General features: G+C 30.4%; 17 protein-coding genes. 7 read left to right on the top strand and 10 right to left on the bottom strand.

What is annotated here, in order from left to right:
* Positions 1-2 precede the first annotated feature (2 nt).
* Both BS621_RS08920 and fmt read left to right on the top strand, forming a co-directional pair.
* Positions 3-1,355, top strand: a complete 1,353-nt coding sequence (locus tag BS621_RS08920; RefSeq protein ID WP_077142580.1) for a TldD/PmbA family protein — start codon at positions 3-5, stop codon at positions 1,353-1,355.
* Entirely contained in the window at positions 1,352-2,338 is a 987-nt protein-coding gene (gene fmt, locus BS621_RS08915; RefSeq protein WP_077142579.1) for a methionyl-tRNA formyltransferase, read from the top strand. The genes BS621_RS08920 and fmt overlap by 4 nt, the downstream gene beginning before the upstream one ends.
* On the opposite strand, the gene BS621_RS08910 is transcribed toward fmt, so the two are convergent.
* Positions 2,335-3,045 carry a TerC family protein gene (locus BS621_RS08910; RefSeq protein WP_077142578.1) on the bottom strand — a complete coding sequence of 237 codons (711 nt, stop codon included), beginning with the start codon at positions 3,043-3,045 and terminating at the stop codon, positions 2,335-2,337. The genes fmt and BS621_RS08910 overlap by 4 nt on opposite strands.
* A 74-nt stretch (positions 3,046-3,119) precedes the next feature.
* Between BS621_RS08910 and mfd the strand changes: the two genes are divergently transcribed.
* Together mfd and BS621_RS09620 are read left to right on the top strand one after the other, a co-directional pair.
* Entirely contained in the window at positions 3,120-6,629 is a 3,510-nt protein-coding gene (gene mfd, locus BS621_RS08905) for a transcription-repair coupling factor (protein WP_077142577.1), read from the top strand.
* 72 nt (positions 6,630-6,701) lie between these two features.
* Entirely contained in the window at positions 6,702-6,863 is a 162-nt protein-coding gene (locus tag BS621_RS09620; RefSeq protein WP_011818467.1) for a hypothetical protein, read from the top strand.
* 458 nt (positions 6,864-7,321) lie between these two features.
* On the opposite strand, the gene BS621_RS08895 is transcribed toward BS621_RS09620, so the two are convergent.
* From BS621_RS08895 to dapB, 6 genes are all read right to left on the bottom strand, one after another.
* A complete protein-coding gene (locus BS621_RS08895) occupies positions 7,322-7,912 on the bottom strand; it encodes a DUF4335 domain-containing protein (protein WP_198025621.1) in 591 nt (196 codons plus the stop codon).
* 1 nt (position 7,913) lies between these two features.
* Complete coding sequence (locus BS621_RS08890) at positions 7,914-8,396, bottom strand: DUF3038 domain-containing protein (protein ID WP_077142575.1); 483 nt, start codon at positions 8,394-8,396, stop codon at positions 7,914-7,916.
* A gap of 80 nt (positions 8,397-8,476) precedes the next feature.
* Positions 8,477-8,674, bottom strand: coding sequence for a DUF2949 domain-containing protein (locus BS621_RS08885; RefSeq protein ID WP_025881567.1), 198 nt, complete (start codon positions 8,672-8,674; stop codon positions 8,477-8,479).
* A gap of 5 nt (positions 8,675-8,679) precedes the next feature.
* Positions 8,680-9,834 carry an FAD-dependent monooxygenase gene (locus BS621_RS08880; RefSeq protein WP_077142574.1) on the bottom strand — a complete coding sequence of 385 codons (1,155 nt, stop codon included), beginning with the start codon at positions 9,832-9,834 and terminating at the stop codon, positions 8,680-8,682.
* Between the two features lie 19 nt (positions 9,835-9,853).
* Complete coding sequence (locus BS621_RS08875; protein ID WP_077142573.1) at positions 9,854-10,495, bottom strand: hypothetical protein; 642 nt, start codon at positions 10,493-10,495, stop codon at positions 9,854-9,856.
* 1 nt (position 10,496) lies between these two features.
* On the bottom strand, positions 10,497-11,345 hold the full coding sequence (gene dapB / locus BS621_RS08870; protein WP_077142572.1) for a 4-hydroxy-tetrahydrodipicolinate reductase: 849 nt from the start codon (positions 11,343-11,345) through the stop codon (positions 10,497-10,499).
* Between the two features lie 102 nt (positions 11,346-11,447).
* Here dapB and BS621_RS08865 point away from each other — a divergent pair, with 102 nt between their 5' ends.
* Entirely contained in the window at positions 11,448-15,458 is a 4,011-nt protein-coding gene (locus BS621_RS08865; protein ID WP_077142571.1) for a magnesium chelatase subunit H, read from the top strand.
* An 8-nt stretch (positions 15,459-15,466) separates the two neighbouring features.
* Here the strand turns inward: BS621_RS08865 and folP are convergent, their stop codons facing one another.
* The 3 genes from folP to BS621_RS08850 are packed head-to-tail and all read right to left on the bottom strand — an operon-like array spanning position 15,467 to position 17,250.
* Positions 15,467-16,312, bottom strand: a complete 846-nt coding sequence (gene folP, locus BS621_RS08860) for a dihydropteroate synthase (RefSeq protein WP_077142570.1) — start codon at positions 16,310-16,312, stop codon at positions 15,467-15,469.
* Complete coding sequence (tpiA, locus tag BS621_RS08855; RefSeq protein WP_077142569.1) at positions 16,296-17,021, bottom strand: triose-phosphate isomerase; 726 nt, start codon at positions 17,019-17,021, stop codon at positions 16,296-16,298. Before tpiA ends, folP begins: the two co-directional genes overlap by 17 nt.
* A 52-nt stretch (positions 17,022-17,073) precedes the next feature.
* A complete protein-coding gene (locus BS621_RS08850) occupies positions 17,074-17,250 on the bottom strand; it encodes an RNA-binding S4 domain-containing protein (protein ID WP_002807913.1) in 177 nt (58 codons plus the stop codon).
* 118 nt (positions 17,251-17,368) lie between these two features.
* Between BS621_RS08850 and BS621_RS08845 the strand changes: the two genes are divergently transcribed.
* Both BS621_RS08845 and BS621_RS08840 read left to right on the top strand, forming a co-directional pair.
* Positions 17,369-19,015: an ABC transporter ATP-binding protein gene (locus BS621_RS08845; protein ID WP_237071844.1), complete on the top strand. Its 1,647-nt coding sequence runs from the start codon at positions 17,369-17,371 to the stop codon at positions 19,013-19,015.
* Positions 19,016-19,045: 30 nt separating this feature from the next.
* On the top strand, positions 19,046-19,264 hold the full coding sequence (locus BS621_RS08840; protein ID WP_025931942.1) for a DUF6447 family protein: 219 nt from the start codon (positions 19,046-19,048) through the stop codon (positions 19,262-19,264).

The following is a 19,264-nucleotide window of genomic DNA, read 5'->3' as shown; positions in this document are numbered from 1 at the left end:
GAATGAATTCAAAAGAAATTACTATTCAAATCTCTGAAGCTGCAGATTCTCTAAATCTTAAAAAGTGGGATTATGGTGCAAGCTTTTCTAATGATTATTCTGTACAAGTAGATAAAGGTGAGGCTAAACAACTTAAGGCATCAGAAAAGCAAATTTTAACTATAAGAGTTTGGAACGAATCTAATTTAGTTGGTATTACAACAACTAGTGATATCAGTGAATCTGGCATTAAAAAAGCTCTAAATCAAGCAAATATCGCATCAGATTTTGGTAACAAGAATGAAATAACAGAATTCTCACCACTAGCCAAAGATCCTATTGAAGTTAAGGACTCAAAAAAAAGAAATCCTGTTGGAATAAAAAAATTACTTACTCTTTTAAGAGAAGCGGAAGTAAAACTATTAGAAAGCCATGAATCCATAAAATCTGTTCCGTATAATGGTCTTTCTGAGAGTTTTTATGAGAGAGTTTATGCAAATAGTGATGGTGCCTTTCGGAGCTATACCAAAAGTCAAGCTGCACTTTATTTATATGCAAGAGCAGAAGAGAAAGATAAGAAACCTCGTAGCTCGGGTTCTGTAAAACTTGGATATGGAGTTGAAGATATAGACATAGAGTCGTGTATCAAAGACGCTTCTAATAAAACAATTTCTCATTTAAATTATTCATCTATCAAAACTGATAAATATTTAATATGTTTTTCACCAGAGTCTTTTTTAACGATCATAAATGCCTTTAGTTCAATGTTTAATGCTAGGAGCATTTTAGATGGAGTTAGCTTATCTAATAAAAATTCTATAGGAGAGAAACTTTCTACAGAAGCACTTAATATTTATGATGATGGACTTCACGAAAAAAATATTTCTTCATCACCATTTGATGGAGAGGGAACTCCTACCAAAAGACTATGTTTAATTAACAAAGGGAGACTTCAAAATTTTATACATTCTGAATCAACTGCAAGAATATTTAAAACAATCCCCACAGGACATGCTGGACTAGGATCAAAAGTCTCAGTATCTCCTGATTGGATAGTAGTTGAGAAATCAGAGAAAAACGCAGATCTAAAAACATCATTAGATCACTCAACTTATGAAGGGGAATTTGTTTATATTGAAGAATTAAATGCTATACATGCAGGTGTCAGGGCAAGTCAAGGTTCATTCTCTCTTCCATTTGATGGATGGCTCTATAAAAATGGTAAAAAAATCTCAATAGAATCTGCTACTGTTGCGGGCGATATCAAATATCTTTTGAAGAATATAGTAAATATTGAATCAAACCAAGAAGTAACAACAAGTGGAATTTCTCCACATATATGGGTAGATGAATTATCAATAACTGGTGACGCGTGAGAATAATATTCTGGGGAACACCTGAATATTCAATTGCGAGCCTTGATATTTTTATTAAATCTAAGCACGAGGTAATTGGAGTAGTTAGCCAACCCGATAAGAAAAGATCTAGGGGAAATAAATTAATATCCTCACCTGTTAAAAGCTTTGCCGAGCAAGAATCTATAAAAATTTATACTCCAGCAAAAATCAGGGACAATATACATTTTATAAATGAACTTAAATCGCTATCTTGTGATTTATTTATTGTTATAGCTTACGGGAAAATATTACCCAAAGAGATATTGGAAATCCCAAAATTTGGATGTTGGAACGCACATGCTTCATTGCTTCCAAGATGGCGTGGCGCAGCCCCGATCCAATGGTCACTAATAAAAGGCGATGAATTTACTGGTGTAGGAATTATGAAAATGGATGAGGGACTAGATACTGGCGACTTATTATTAGAAGACAAAATTAAAATTGGTAATGACGATAATTTAAAAACACTATCGGAAAAACTTAGTATTTTATCTGCAAAATTATTTATAAATGCCACATCACTTCTCGAAGAAAATATTTATAAAAATACTAATTCCAAATTAACAAAACAAACTTCCCTTGGAAGAGAAATTACTTATGCAAGAATGATTGAAAAATCAGACTTTAGAGTTGATTGGGGTAATGAGGCAATTGAAATTTCTCAAAAAATAAAAGGATTATACCCACGAGCAAATACAACTTTTAAAGGTAAGAACCTAAAAATACTTAAAATCAAAGTTTTGAGTAGTGATGAAATTAAAAATGAAAAATACCTTTTCATGAGCAATTATTCAAGACCAGGTATTATTCTTGCTGTAATAGAAAATGAAGGAATAATAATTTCAACTAAAACTGAACCGATTCTTTTGTTAGAAGCAAAACTTGAAGGCAAAAACATATCTAGCAAAAAGCAATTGATACAACAGCTAAAGCCATCAGTAGGTGAATATCTCTCAGATTAAGTTTTAGATTCTTTTTTAGAGAATCCCCAAATGAAAGCAAAAAGAATCAAAAAATAAAAATAATAGTCTGGAAGAATAGATTCTTTAATTAACGTATTTAGTAAAAGTTTAATCCCAACTATTAAAATCGCTACGTAACCGGCTGTTTCTAATCTAGAAAATATATCAAGAAGTTTCAGAAAAATCCCCGATGTAAATCTTAAGGCTAATACTCCAATCACTGCTCCAAATATAATTAATATGTATTGATCACTGATAGCTACTGCGGTAGTGATACTATCTATGGAAAAAGCAAAATCAGTAATTGAAAGAAGAGCTACAACCCTTAAGAACCTAAAATTATTTTTATTATTATCTGTCCCATTTTCAGCGTTTTCTATATCTGAATTTAAAAAAACATTAGAGAAGAATAAATAAATTAAATAAAAACCAGCAAAAACTCTAATGAGAATAAATTTTAGGAGAATATTAGATAATATGATTAGAATAATTCTAAATAATAAAGATATTGTTATACCAATATTTAAGGCTCTTGACCTTAATTCTGAACTATCGAGGGATTTAGTAAGAGAAGCTAGTGCTACAGCATTATCTGCCGATAATAATAATTCTAGAGCAATTAATATTGGTAAAAGTGTAAAGATTTCGTACCAACTGTCTACCTGATCTAGTGTGGGTATAAAAGAATTTATTGCGGCTGAATCCATCAAATATTATCCACAATCAGTATAAAATCTAATATAATGTATCGGTTATTTGTAATCAAGATTGATAGTTATAAATGAGTTTAAATACTTTAGTTGATTATATTTCGAACTCACAAATTACTTCTGAATTAATAAAAAGAATTTCAAAAAATAATGAATTAAATATTGTTGGTTCAAGTAGATATGCAAAATCAATAATATTAGAAAGTATCGCAAAAAAAGAGGGGAGAAATATATTATTAATTTGTCCTAATGTAGAAATTGCCTACAAATGGATTGGTTATTTTGAAAGTATAAATGACAAAGCAGTTTTATATTATCCTCCAACAGAACATCTACCATACTCATCAATTAATAAATCCAAAGAGATTGAATTTAGTCAGCTTACTGTTTTATCCAAATTAATAAAAAAAGAGAAAAATGAACTAAATATTGTTATATCAACTGAGAGATCACTACAACCTCATCTAATAAATAAAAACCTATTAATTGAAAACAAGTTAGATTTGCAAAAAGGGATTCAAATCGAGATTCAAGAATTAGCAAATAAACTTACTTTGCTGGGCTATACGAAGGATAATGTAACTTCCACTGAAGGATTTTGGAGTAGGAGAGGAGAAATAATAGATATTTATCCTGTCAATAATGAGTTTCCAATAAGATTAGAATTTTTTGATAATGTAATTGAGAAAATAAGAGAATATGATCCCAATACACAGAAAACATTAGAAAGTATAAATAATATTGAAATAATACAGGCTGGATTTGATTTGCTAATAAAAGATAAGTTAAATAATTTATCTAAGAACAATCTTTTTAATTCAGAAGATATAAATAAAAATAATCTTGATCGTTATTTAGGAATAATTGAAGAGGAACCCTCAAACATAATAGATTATATAAATAGGGAAACAATACTTGTAATTGATGAATTAGAAGATTGTAAAAAATTTGCAAATAATTGGTATCTAGATTCAGAAAGTAATTTTGATAATTGTACGTATGAATTAAATGAAAACCTTAAAAATAATGACATTAATTTAGAGGCCAAACCTAATTTGCATTTAATGTTTGACAAAATATTAAATTCACTAGGAAATTTTAATTTAATAAAATTTTATGAATTTGAATCTAAAAACAATATTGATAATAGATTTTTGTTAAACGATAAAAGATTAAATTCATACTCAAAAAATGTAGGGAAATTATCCAATGATATAAATAAAAATATAAAAAATAATGAAAAAGTATGGATATTATCAGCACAACCATTGAGAACAAGCACTTTACTTTTTGAGCACGAATGTAATGTAAACTTCTTAAACAATCCTAATGATATTGATGAAGCATATAAGTCAATTAATAATTCAACGCCTCTAATTTTAAAAAATAAGAACAATTACGAAATCGAGGGGTTTTATCTTCCGATATGGAAAGTTGTCCTGATAACAGATAGAGAATTATTTTCACAACAATTTCTTTTTAATAATGTATTCATAAGAAGAAAAAAAAGAAGTGTCAATTCAAATATAAATGTAAATAAAATTAGTCCCGGTGATTTTATAGTTCATAAAAATCATGGAATAGGAAAATTTATAAAAATAGAAAAAATAAATATAACGGGAGAGTCAAGAGATTATTTAGTCATTCAGTATCAAGATGGAAAGATAAGTATTGCCGCTGATCAACTTGGTAGTGTTAACAGATATAGATCAAGCGGAAAAATAAAGCCGAAAATAAATAAATTAGGAGGGACAGAATGGGAAAAAATAAAAGAAAAAAATAAAAAACAAATCAAAAAAGTTGCTGTCGATATTTTAAAACTTTATGCAAAGAGAGAAAAATTAAAGGGTTACATTTTCCCAGAAGATGGTCCTTGGCAAGATGAATTAGAGGAATCATTCCCTTATCAACCAACACCTGACCAAATTACTGCTGTAGAAGAAATAAAATCTGATATGGAAAGCGATAAGCCAATGGATAGGCTAGTTTGTGGAGATGTAGGATTTGGTAAAACAGAAGTAGCTGTTCGGGCTATTTTTAAGGCTATTACATCAGGCAAACAAGTAATACTACTAGCACCTACAACAATCCTAGCTCAGCAACATTGGAGAACAATAAGTAATAGATTTTCACCTTACCCAATAAAAGTATCATTACTCAATAGATTCAAAACTGTTAATGAAAGAAAGGAAATCTATGCAGGTTTGAAAAATAACAAAATTGATTTAGTTGTAGCAACGCACCAAATTTTAGGAAAAGAAATAGAAATTAAAAACTTAGGACTACTAGTTATTGATGAAGAACAAAGATTTGGAGTAAGGCAAAAGGAGAAAATAAAAAAAATCAAAACCAACATAGACGTTTTAACTCTCTCGGCAACTCCAATTCCAAGAACTCTTTATATGAGCTTATCTGGACTAAGACAAATGAGCTTATTAAACACTCCTCCACCATCAAGAAGATCAATAAAAACGTATTTATCTGAAATAGATATGGATGTTATAAGAACTGCAATTAATCAAGAACTTGATAGGGGAGGTCAAATTTTTTATGTTCTTCCAAGAATTTCTGATATAGATCAAGCTGTAAACAAATTAAAAAATATGTTTCCCAGCTTAAAATTTATTATTGCTCATGGGCAAATGAACGAAACAGAGCTTGAAAATGCAATGATTGCTTTTAATAATGGAGAAGTAGATCTAATGATATGCACAACGATAATTGAAAGTGGATTAGACATCCCTAAAGTAAATACAATCATTATTGAAGATTCTCACAAATTTGGCCTTTCACAACTTTATCAACTTAGAGGAAGAGTTGGTAGAAGCGGTGTACAAGCATATGCTTGGTTATTTTATCCAAATATAAATAAAATTAAAGACGCTGCAAAACAAAGATTGAAAGCGATAAAAGACTTTTCAGAACTAGGTAGTGGATACCAACTTGCAATGAAAGATATGGAAATAAGAGGTGTTGGTAGTTTACTAGGAGAAGAACAAAGTGGAAAGGTTAATGCTATTGGATATGATTTATATATAGAAATGCTCCATGAGGCTATTTCAGAAATCAGCGGGCAAGAAATACCTGAAGTTAACGACACTCAAATTGATCTACCAATAAATGCATTTATACCTGCAACATGGATATTAAACAGAGAAGAGAAGCTTGAAGCTTACAAATCTGTTACTGAATGTTCAAATAATGATGAATTAACTGAATTAGCTACAGACTGGGTTAATAGATATGGAAACTTACCCAAACCTGTTGAGTCCTTAATTATGATAATGAGACTAAAGTTACTAGCTAAAAAATGTGGTTTTAATAAGATAAAGCTCAAAAAGCCAAACATCTTGATAGAGACAAAATTAAAAAATTCTACTTTCAAAATTCTTAAAAATTCTTTGGCAAGTAGTGTTCAAAATAAATTTAATTTTATTGAAGGCGATCAATTTTCAATCATTACTATAAGGGGCTTAGGTGCAACTGAAATTCAAAATCAAATTGATCAACTAATGTTGTGGTTCGATTCTTTTGAAAGAGAAATAAAGAATTTCGATAAAGAACTTATTAAAACGGATTAAATTATTAAATAATTATTTAAAATCCGCGAATCAGTTTGATTTCGGTTAGGTTTATAAAAATTTATTTATTTTATGGGTGAATATATAGACGTCGGAATCCAAACTTCGATTTTACCCTTATCAATTATTCTTTCATCAATTGTATTAGGCATATTTGCATTATTTGGAGAAGAAACAGAAAATGATGATGATGATTCAGATTCAGGAAGTGGAGGCCTAATGCAGCCTATTTGAAATTATTTATAAACAATTTGTTTTGACTTTCTCTTTGAGACTTTAAATAATCTATTAATTGAACCTATCATTAAAATAAGAGCAGTAAAAGAAGATACAAAAATAAAAATCACCAAAAATATCTCATAGAGATATGAAAAGAGATCAATCAATAATAAAAAAGATTTATTAAATGTCGAAGGTAAATTTTGTAACAGCAAATTTTTATTAGGAATTAAATAATTTATATAAACTAATAAAAGACTCAAAATAAATAAAAAGAAAGATTCAGTAAATAGTCTTCTTTTAGATTTTCTTCTTAAATTTAATTTTTTTTTAAAAATATATTTATCAGGTTTAATATTCAAATTTGGGATGTTTAAATCTGCCATAAATCAAAGCTCAAAGAAAAATTTAAATAACTCTGAGAATAAATTAACCTATAGTATCGTGTTTGTATTTAAGATGCTAATTGCTCTTTATTTAGGATTTGTTAGTTCTTTTTTTTCTATATTTTCAAAAGGACTATAAAAATAAATAAAAGAAGAGGAGAATAGAATTAAAGAGCAAATTGCAAAAAATGGTGGAATAAAGAAATTGAAAAATTTGACTTTTTTATTTAACCCAAATTTTAATTTTTTTGGAATTTTAGTAAGTGTATCTGTTTTTTTTATTCTTACTTTTGGCGATTCATTTAACTGATCAAAACAATTTATGGTATCTGAAAGCAATGAATTACCAATCTTTAGAACTAAAGGCTTTACATTTGCTTTAGAACTCTTGAGAACAATATTATGTATGTGGATATTATCGGCTTTTATATCGATTAATTTTGACTCATATATTGGAATTTCGTTTTTGATTAAAAGATTTGAATAAATATAAAAAGCATCCATAATAGGCCATAAATGTTCAATTTTGCCTTCAATAAGTGGTTTATCAACTATAGTTAATTTCCATTGAGAAATTATAGATATTTGATCTTTATTTTCATTATTGGAATAATCTGGCAATCCGATTATTTCGAGACTTACTGAAGATTGATGAAATGACAATTTATTTTGCATCATATTAAAAATCGTATAAAAAATTCTTCAACTTTTGATAACCCTGATTTGAAATACAAAAAGATAAAATAAGCAAAGATTTTATTATAATCTCACCATTTTCAGCTTGATTTAAAAGCTTTTTCACTCTCATACTATCTACATTAAATCTCTCTTTAATCAACTCAATAAATCTCTTATTAAAATCATTCCAAATAATTGAATTCTCTTTAATATCTTCTTTAGATTTCAGTATCTCTCTGATATAAGGATATAAATATTTAGACATTTCAACGGTGATTTTAATTAAGGCATCGAATTCGTTTACTTTAATATTGTTGTTGACATAGGATTTTCTCAATGGATTATTATTCCTTAATTTCCAAATAGTAATTTTATTTGGTAGAACATCATTTAAATCAAGTCTATCTGATAAAGCGTAAAGGGATTGAATACCATTTAAATCAATAGTTTCTAGGATTATTAATAATAAATCAAGCTTCTCTATAGATTGTCTTGATACCTGATTTCCCTTAGTTAAAGCTGTAATTGTTCTCGATTAAATATAAAAGAATTATAACAGAATTATTAATCCATTTTTTGAAATAAAAATGAATATAACTTATCTAGTTCTTCAATAGTTAGCATTCCATAACTCCATAATAATATTGGTAATGGAGTGTTATTTTTTATAGATAATTTTATACCAAGTTCAATAGTAGATTCATCTAAACCTAATACATTAAATAAATAAATTATCATTTCTCTAGATAAATAATTATTCATGAATTCTATTTAATACTTGAGTAAAAGAGAGATTTAGTCATTTGATTAAGGACTAATTTTCTTGTAAAAAAAAATTTATTTAAAAGTAAAAATGAAAATTTCCTTATTGGAAATAAAAAAACGTTTCGATTAGCAAAAAGTGATATCAACGAGTCAGTTATAAAAATAGTGACAATAATATCTAAAATTCTGCTTGAAAAATACTTAAATTTAAATAATCTCAATTGCAATTTAGTAATAGCAGTATTTTTATTAAAAAGATCATAAATAGTATTAACATCTCTCCAGCAAGTATTTAGACCCTGACCACCAACAGGATGAAATGTATGAAATGCATCTCCTACAAAAACTAATTTTTTAAAATTTAAAACTGGTAAATTTAAGGATAATGAAACAGGAAAAATATTAAATTCGCCAATTATTTGATCCAACTTAAATTCATTAGGCAAGATTGTTGATAAATTATCCATTAAAAAATTCTTGTCAGAATTCAACCTTTCAATTGCCTTTGATGTACTGGAAGTCCATATTACTTGATATAATTTTTTTTCTAAAGGTAATAATGCAAGTGGGCCTTCTTTTCTAAAAATTTCATAAGCTCGTTTTTCACAATGACCTCTAAGAGAAACTTTAAAAGTTAAACAAGACTGACTATAGGATTTTTTTATATCAACAAAATCTATGAATTTTTTATCAAGTGAGTTTGCTCCTGTTGAAAAGAATTGATAGTCAAATAATATTTTTTTACGTAACAATCTCTGTGGTGTTATAAAAAAAATATTTTCATAATTGTCAATCTCTTGAAAAAATACGTTCATGAGATCCGAATGTTTAACTACCCAGCCAATATTTTCGGCAGAACTTATATCATCATCTAAGTCAGAAGTTGATAAATTGGTGAAAGCAGAAGTTACGCTATCTGAAATTGAAAGGGTGTCAAAGCCAAATAAAAATGGTTCTAATTTTTCCCAAAGTCTGAATTTAGATAAGATTTTTCTTGTTGAGTGAGTAATTGCATAAGTTTTATCTTTATCAATTAATCTATCTTTTGTTAATAAATCAGTTAAAAAAATATTGCATTCAAATTTTGAAAGTGCAATTGAAAGTAATAAACCTGTGGGCCCTGATCCAACAATTTTAAAATTCAATTTATTTTTCATCGTATTATATAAGCATCAACTATCTATTCAGATAAATATAGCAAATTTCCTCAAATGCTGGTCTTAATAAATAGGGGTACTCACCAACCCATAAGTTAATTTCAGGAAGCCAAGCATCGGTCAAATAAAAATCTCTGTCAAAATTGCGGTTATCAGATGTTATTAAACATCTAATATTCGAACCAACCCTAATTTGACTGTGCTTATTTTCCATAGGAAAACTTAATTTTTCTAAATAACCATCTTCATCTTCTAATTCAAGTACTAACCAAGTCCTTTTGTTTTCGATAACTTCTAATCGACCTTGCCTATTAGATTGTTCTCTTGAACTCTCAAGCTTTTCTGTTTTATAAATATCTGATACATATCCATCAAATATAGAAAAAAATTTATATTTTCTTAATTGCAAGTTTTTTCTACTTGATTCAAGAATAGGGCCCCAGATGATATACAAAAAGAAACCTACACATAGGAATAACCAGAAATTATTAGTTTGATCTCCAGTCGAACTAATAATTAATGAGATAAATCCACCAATTGAAGAAACTATTATTCTTTGAAGAATTTTTCTAGGATTCCCCAAAGCGTACTTAAATTGACTTCCTGTACCAACTGCAGGAATAAGTTTTGAAATTTGACTTGAATTAATTGGAATTATCATTTTAAAAAATCAATTTTTCAAGTCCGTAAACTAAAGTTTCATAATTACCAATTTTTTTAATAGCCTGTAAAACTCCTGGCATATATGCCTTCCTATCAATAGTGTCATGTTTAATTGTGTATGTTTCACCTGGAGATCCCATAATTACTAACTGATGAGCGAGTAAGCCTGGTAATCGTACAGAATGTATATTAATTCCTGAATCTCTGAGCCCGCCTCGTACACCTTTCAATGACTCAGACTCTTTTACTAAATTCTGATTAAATTTCTTTGGATATTCTTCAATCATTTCTGCAGTTTTTATACACGTCCCACTAGGAGAATCAGCTTTTTGATTATGATGCATCTCAATTAATTCAATATTGTCGTAAAACTTTGCAGCTACAGATGCCGCTTGCTGAAGAAGAACCATACCTACTGAAAAATTAGGAATTATTGCACAACCAACCGATGCTTTCTGAGCAAAAACAGACAAATCTTGTATTTGCGAAGGGCTTAGACCTGTAGTTCCTACAACTGGTGATACCCCATATGCAATAGCTGATCGGGTATTTTCATAAACAGAATCAGGATGAGTAAAATCAACCAACACAGGTTTGATTCTTTCATTTCTGTAATTTTGACTAACAGAACATAAAGTTCCTTCAAAATCATTTGAAACTAAAATATCACTATTTTTTACCTTCAATAATTCAGAAATATTTGAGCCATTGTTCTTTTCGTTTATGTCGATTGCAGCAACAAGTTCACAATCTGTAGAATTTAATACGGTATTAACAACTTCGCTACCCATTCTACCTAATGCTCCGGAAACTAGTACTGGTATGGGTTTTTTAGAATTTTCAGTCATTTTTTTAAAAAATTTTTTTTTAAAGGTTGTTACACGCTATTTATATTGCACACAATAACGTCTTTTCATTCGTAGGCTGGTAGAAATACTTAAAGAAAATCAATGTTTACGCAGGTCCGCTCAGCAAACCGCAGAGTATCTCCTGTTGAGGATAACAAACACAAAATTGTAATAAAAGCAGTTTATGTTGTCCTTGAGCCACAATACCAAAATTCCTTAACGGAAGCTGCAAAGTCAATAAATAAAATGAATGGGCCAATAGGTATAGATCTTAGCGGCTATCTTATAGAAGAACTTAGGAATGATAGTAATTTTGAAGATTTTAAAGAAGATATAGCTAATGCAGATATATTCGTTGCTTCTCTAATTTTCATTGAAGACCTTGCTCAAAAAGTAGTTGATGCAGTATCTCCATTTAAAGACAAACTTAAAGCATCAATTGTTTTCCCCTCCATGCCAGAGGTAATGAGATTAAATAAGCTAGGTTCATTTAGTATGGCCCAACTTGGTCAATCTAAAAGTATTATTGGAGATTTAATAAAAAAGAAGAAAGAATCTGATGGTGCAAGTTTCCAAGATTCAATGTTGAAGTTATTAAATACGCTACCTTCAATACTTAAATATCTTCCAGTAGAGAAAGCTCAGGATGCCAGAACATTTATTCTTAGTTTTCAGTACTGGTTAGGTGGCACCACTGAGAACTTAAAGAACTTCTTGTTAATGATTTCTGAAAAGTATGCTGTTTCAGAGATCATAAAAGATCAAATAGAAGAATTCAAGATTCAAGATCCTGAAACATTCCCAGATTTAGGAATTTGGCATCCTCTTGCTCCTTGCATGTTTGAAAGTCTTAAAGAATATCAAAATTGGGAAAATAATAGGAAAGATATAAACCCTAAAGATGACAAAACTCCAACAATAGGCTTAGTGCTGCAAAGGAGTCATATTGTTACGGGAGATGATGCTCATTACGTTGCCGTTATTCAAGAATTGGAATACAGAGGAGCCAGAGTACTACCTATCTTCTGCGGAGGTCTAGATTTTTCTAAACCAGTTAACGAATTTTATTATGATTCCATAAATAACGATCAACCTATAGTAGATGGAGTTGTATCTCTAACAGGATTTGCACTAGTTGGTGGGCCAGCAAGACAAGATCATCCTAAAGCTATTGAAGCCTTAAAAAGGTTAAACAGACCCTATATGGTTGCACTTCCATTAGTATTCCAAACCACACAAGAATGGGAAGATAGTGATCTAGGTTTACACCCTGTTCAGGTAGCTCTTCAGATTGCAATTCCAGAGCTTGATGGTGCTATTGAACCTATTATCCTCTCAGGTCGTGATGATGCTACAGGTAAGGCCCATACGCTCCAAGATAGAGTTGATGTAATCGCTGAAAGAGCCATAAAATGGTCAACTTTAAGAGTTAAACAAAGAAAGGATAAAAAACTAGCCATCACAGTATTTAGTTTTCCACCAGACAAAGGAAATGTTGGTACGGCAGCATACTTGAATGTTTTTGGTTCAATTTATAGAGTACTGCTTGAAATGAAATCGAAAGGATACCAAATAGATGAACTTCCAAGTAATTCAAAAGAATTAATGGAAAAAGTAATTAACAACCCTGAAGCGATGGATGGTTCCCCAGAGTTAAATATTGCTCACAAGATGTCAGTAAAAGAATACGAAGAGTTCACACCGTATTCACAAAGACTTGAAGAAAATTGGGGTAAACCTCCTGGAAACCTTAATAGTGATGGACAAAACCTCCTTATCTATGGAAAACATTTTGGAAATGTTTTTATTGGAGTTCAACCTACATTTGGTTATGAAGGTGATCCCATGAGATTGCTCTATTCAAGAAGTGCTAGCCCTCATCATGGTTTTGCTGCTTATTACACGTATGTAGAAAAAATCTGGGGGGCTGATGCTGTTCTTCATTTTGGAACTCACGGCTCACTTGAATTTATGCCAGGGAAGCAGATGGGCATGAGTGAAACTTGCTATCCGGATTCTCTCATTGGATCATTGCCTAATTTGTATTACTATGCTGCGAATAATCCATCTGAAGCAACAATTGCGAAGAGAAGAGGATATGCTTCAACTATTAGTTATCTGACTCCTCCAGCGGAAAATGCAGGACTCTATAAAGGTCTTAAAGAACTAAGTGAACTCGTTGGTTCTTATCAGCAATTAAGAGAAAATAGCAGGGGTATTCAAATTGTTAATGCAATAGTTGAAACTTCTAAACAATGTAACCTCGACAAAGATGTAGAGCTTCCTTCAAAAGACGTTGAAGAACTTTCAATAGATGAAAGAGATTTATTTGTTGGTAATGTCTATAAACAGTTGATGGAAATTGAAAGTAGATTGTTACCTTGCGGTCTTCATACTATTGGAGAAGCTCCAACAGCAGAAGAAGCTGTTGCAACACTTGTAAATATCGCATCTTTAGAGAGAGAACAAGAAGGATTAAGATCTCTTCCTGGATTACTCGCAGAATCCATCGGTCTAACTATTGAACAAATTTATGATGGTAACAATAAAGGTGAACTTAAATTTGTAGAGTTAAATGAAAAAATCATAAAGACAGCAAGAGAATCAATTTTTGCGATGGTCAACTCTTTAAAAATTGTTGATGGCAGAGTTTATTTAGAAAAATCACTTCTTTCTAAACTGTTCGATTTACTAAAAGTTTTTGGTCTAAATCTACCTACCCCTTGGCTAAGAGTCTGCAGATTTAATGGATTTAATGAAGTTAATCAGAAAGAATTAAATAAATTATTTGATTACTTACTTTTCTGTCTGGAACAGGTCTGCGCAGACAAAGAAATGGATAGCCTCATTAAAGCACTAGATGGAAATTATGTTTTACCTGGACCAGGTGGAGATCCCATAAGAAATCCAGGTGTTTTGCCCAGTGGTAAAAATATCCATGCACTTGATCCTCAATCAATCCCAACTACAGCAGCTGTAGCAGCAGCGAAATCTGTTGTTGACAAATTAATTGAAAGGCAAAAAGAAGAACAAGGAACTTGGCCTGAAACAATAGCCTGTGTTTTATGGGGTACCGATAACATCAAAACTTACGGAGAATCACTTGCACAAATCTTATGGTTTGTTGGGGTAAAACCAAAACCAGATTCTGTTGGAAGAATTAACAAACTAGAATTAATCCCCTTAGAAGAATTAGGTAGACCAAGAATAGATGTAGTTGTTAACTGTTCAGGAGTATTCAGAGATCTATTTATCAATCAAATGGCATTAATAGATCAGGCAGTAAAATTAGCAGCTGAAGCTGATGAACCATTGGAATCTAATTTTGTAAGGAAACATTCACTAGAACAAGCAGAAAAAGAAGGTACTTCTATCAGAGAAGCTTCAGCGAGAGTATTCTCTAATGCAAGTGGAAGTTATAGTTCAAATGTTAATTTAGCCGTAGAAAATTCAACATGGGAGGAAGAAAATGAATTACAAGAAATGTATTTATCACGCAAAACATATGCTTTTAATGCAGATAATCCAGGAGAGATGAATCAAAAAAGAGAGGTATTTGAGTCAGTAATGAAAACAGCAGATGTTACTTTTCAAAACCTTGATTCTTCAGAGATTTCATTAACAGATGTTAGTCATTATTTTGATTCGGATCCAACAAAATTGATCAAGACATTAAGAGATGACGGAAAAGAACCAAGTAGCTACATAGCGGATACAACCACTTCTAATGCTCAAGTTAGAACACTTGGAGAAACTATCAGATTAGACTCAAGAACAAAACTTTTAAATCCTAAGTGGTATGAAGGTATGCTCAAATCTGGCTACGAAGGAGTTAGAGAACTTTCTAACAGACTTAATTATACTCTTGGATGGAGTGCGACAAGTGGACAAGTAGATAATTTTGTATATGAAGAAACTAATGAAACATTTATAAATGACGAAGAGATGAGGAAAAGATTAATGGATCTTAATCCTAATAGTTTCAGAAGAATTGTTGGAACACTGCTAGAAGTAAATGGCAGGGGATATTGGGAAACTTCAGATGAGAATATAGAAAAGTTGAAAGAACTATATCAAGAGGTAGAGGATAAAATCGAAGGGGTTAAAGAATAATAAATTTATTATTCTCTGTAAATACTATCAGCTACTTTTAGGATTTGATAATTTAGTTTTACGTTGTGAACTCTCACAATGTCAATATTAAATTGAGAACAAAGACAACTTATTGCTAGTGTTCCTATATCCCTTTCTTTTGGATTTTTCTCATTCAAAATTTCTCCTATAAATCTCTTCCTAGATGCACCTATCAAAATTGGCAAATCCCATTTTTTAAATACATCTAGGTTTCTCAAGATTTCCAAATTATGATTGATATCCTTTGAAAAACCAATTCCAGGATCAACTATTATATTCCTTTCAGATATATTTTTTTCTAAAGCATTCTTTATTAAATTATCAAGCGAGCACTTAACATCAATCAATACATTCTGGTAATTAGAGAGTTGATTCATATTTTGACTATTACCACGACTATGAGTTATTACGAATGGACAGTTGAATTTTGATACAACATCCAAAATTTTTATATCTCTTCTTCCTCCCGTGACATCATTTATCCAATTAGCACCATTTAAAAGAGCTTCGTAAGCCACTTCTGAATTAAAAGTATCAATAGAAATTAAAACATCTGGAAATTCAGATTTTATTAATTTTAGATATGGGATCAATCTTTTTATTTCTATACTAGATCCAACTTCTTCAGCCCCAGGCCTCGTACTTTGAGCGCCAAGATCAATAACATCAACACCATTACTCAAGAAATGATTTACTTGATCTAAAACTTTTTTTGAAGAGTTTAATTCCCCACCATCACTAAATGAATCAGGAGTTAAATTAATAACTCCCATAATTGAAGTTTTTTGACCCCAGCCATTTGGCCATGGATTTTTCTTATTGATAATTTGCAATTCTCGCAAAACTATTTGGATCTAATGAAGCCCCTCCAACTAAAACCCCATCTATATCACTCATTGACATGATTTCGTCAATATTATTAGGTTTAACAGATCCTCCATATTGAATAATTACATCATCAAAACCTATTAATTTACGAATCAAAGAACATATCTTATTAGCATCTTCAGCCTCACATGTTTTACCAGTGCCAATAGCCCATATTGGTTCATAGGCAACAATTAAATTAGATGGATCTGTATTTTCTAATCCTTGTTCAACCTGTCTAGTAATAACCCTATCAGCTTCTCCTCTCTCCCTTTGTTCTAATGTTTCTCCTACACAAACTATTGGAGTAAGTCCACTAGACTGAGCAAAAACTGCTCTTTTATTAATTTGTTCATCACTTTCACTAAAGTATTTCCTTGGTTCACTATGTCCAACGATTGCATATGAGACACCATGTTCAAGAAGCATTTTTGGAGATATTTCTGCAGTAAATGCTCCTTGATCTTCCCAATGAATATTTTGACTAGAAATATTTATATAATTAAAATCAGAATGATTAGAAAAGGTTGAAATAGCTGTAAAAGGTGGAGCAATGATTACTTTTCGATCGTCTTTTATGTTTTTAATTAAAGGAATAAACTCTTCTAAAAAGGATTTAGCTTCAGCACAAGTCATGTGCATTTTCCAATTACCAGCAATTACAGATTTTCTCAAAATACTATCTCCAAGAAAAATATACTAATACAAAGTGAGTTGAATAAGCTAACTATTCAAAAATTAATTCATTTTTTAGAAATATTACTTTATCTCCCTTGTTTAACTTCCTTCCTCTCCTAGTCTCAATTACGCCATTAACCTTAACAGAGCCGGATTTAATAAAAATTTTTGCTTCACCACCAGAAGATACCAAATTTTTCCATTTTAAGAATTGATCCAATTTCATTGTTTTTTATACCCAAAGATATTGATAAAGTAGGATAAAGAATTAAATATATAACATCTTGAGACTAATACCACCTGTCAGACCATATTCAAATAGGTTTATCAAGGGTTTTATATGCATGCTTATTTATGTAGCTTGTTGGCCTTTATTAGCTTATCTAGCTGGAAACTTAATCCCAGCAATTGGGTCAGGTGATCTCTCAAAAGTTTCTAGCATAATAATAAAGTCTTTATTTGTATTTTTAGTTCAGAAAACTGCACAATTTGGACAGGATGTATTCATAGCAAAACCATCTTTAGAAATTAGTGAAGTGATGAGGGGAAATTTATTTAGAAGAATTCAAAAAATAAAGATGAATTTTGTTGAAAATATTTCAGCTGGGGACATCACATATAGACTTACTGAGGATGCAGACAGGGTAAGCGAAGTAATCTATAAAACAGCTCAAGATACTATTCCATGCACTTTACAGTTGTTAGCGGTAATAATCTATATGTTTTATTTAGACTGGTCATTAACAGTATCAACTTTCGTTTTAGCACCATTGATTATTCTTTCAGTTAACACTTTTGGAAGAAGAGTTTTATTAGCATCTGAAAAAAGTCAAGAATCAACAAGTAATTTAGCAGGTTTAATAGGTGAATCTATAAATGGAATGTCCACGATAAGAGCTTTTGCCGCAGAAAATTGGATTGAAAAAAGATTTTATAAAAGATTAAGTACAAATAAAAAAGCAAAATATAAAACATTAAAACTACTTGCATTTCAACATCCCGTTGTTGGATTTGTTGAAGCATTTGGAATTTTAGCAATATTAGGTTTAGGAGCCGCAAGAATAAATCTAGGCCTTCTAACAAGTGAAGAATTTAGTAGTTTTTTTGCAGCCATTTTAATGCTTATTGATCCAATAAGCCATGTAAGTACAAATTTTAATGACTATAAACAGGCAGAAGCCTCAATAAAAAGGTTGAAAAGCATAAATCAAGAACCTGTCGAAGATGAAAAAGAAAATTTACAAAAGATATCCAATTTTGAAGGCAAGATAGTTTTTAAGAAAGTAAATTTCGCATACAAAAAAGATAATCAAGTGCTTAAAAATATCAATTTAGAAATTAAAAGAGGGGAAGTCACAGCATTTGTTGGAGCTTCTGGAGCTGGTAAAAGTACAATGTTGGCTTTGATATTAAAGTTTATAACTCCAAATAATGGAGACATTTTTATAGATGATGAAAATCTCAAAATATTAAATACAAAAGATATTAGAAAAAACATTGCATTAGTACAACAACAGCCTTTTTTATTTTCAGGAACCATTATTGATGTAATAAGAATGGGCAGGGATTTTACCAAAGAAGAAGTTATAGAATCAGCAAGAAAAGCAAACGCTCACAACTTCATTCAAAAGCTTCCTGAGAAGTATGAAACTGAGATAACTGAAAGAGGATCAAATTTCTCAGGTGGTCAGATCCAGAGGATAGCAATTGCAAGAGCCATACTCGGGAACCCCTCAATTCTTCTTTTAGATGAGGCCACAAGTGCGTTAGATGCAGAATCAGAATCTGAAGTACAAAAAGGTCTTAATAGAGCTATGAAAAATAGAACAGTTATTGTGATTGCTCATAGATTAGCTACTACTCAAGAGGCCAATAAAATAGTTGTTTTTGATAAAGGTGAAATTATTGAAGTTGGAAAACATATTGATTTAATAAATAAACCAGGAATTTATAAAGAATTATGTGAAAAACAATTGATTAAAAAATTATAGTTCTATTTTATTTATAAAAAAAGTAAATCCATGAGCGAAAACACAAATGATTTTGCAAATCCAGTTTTAACCTTTGAAGGCAAAAAATATTTAATAAATGAACTTTCTAATGAAATAAAAGAATCTATAAAAGTACTACAAATAGCGGAGACACAACTTAAAATGCATCAAGACACTCTCAAATTAATTTCAATTAGTCGAAACTCTTTAGTTAATCAATTAAGAGAAAAGCTAAAAAACTTAGAATAA

It is taken from the genome of Prochlorococcus sp. RS04 (genome assembly GCF_001989455.1).
Classification (GTDB): domain Bacteria; phylum Cyanobacteriota; class Cyanobacteriia; order PCC-6307; family Cyanobiaceae; genus Prochlorococcus_A.
The sequence above is the reverse complement of the archived record's forward strand: the minus strand, read 5'-3'. Positions and strand labels throughout refer to the sequence as shown.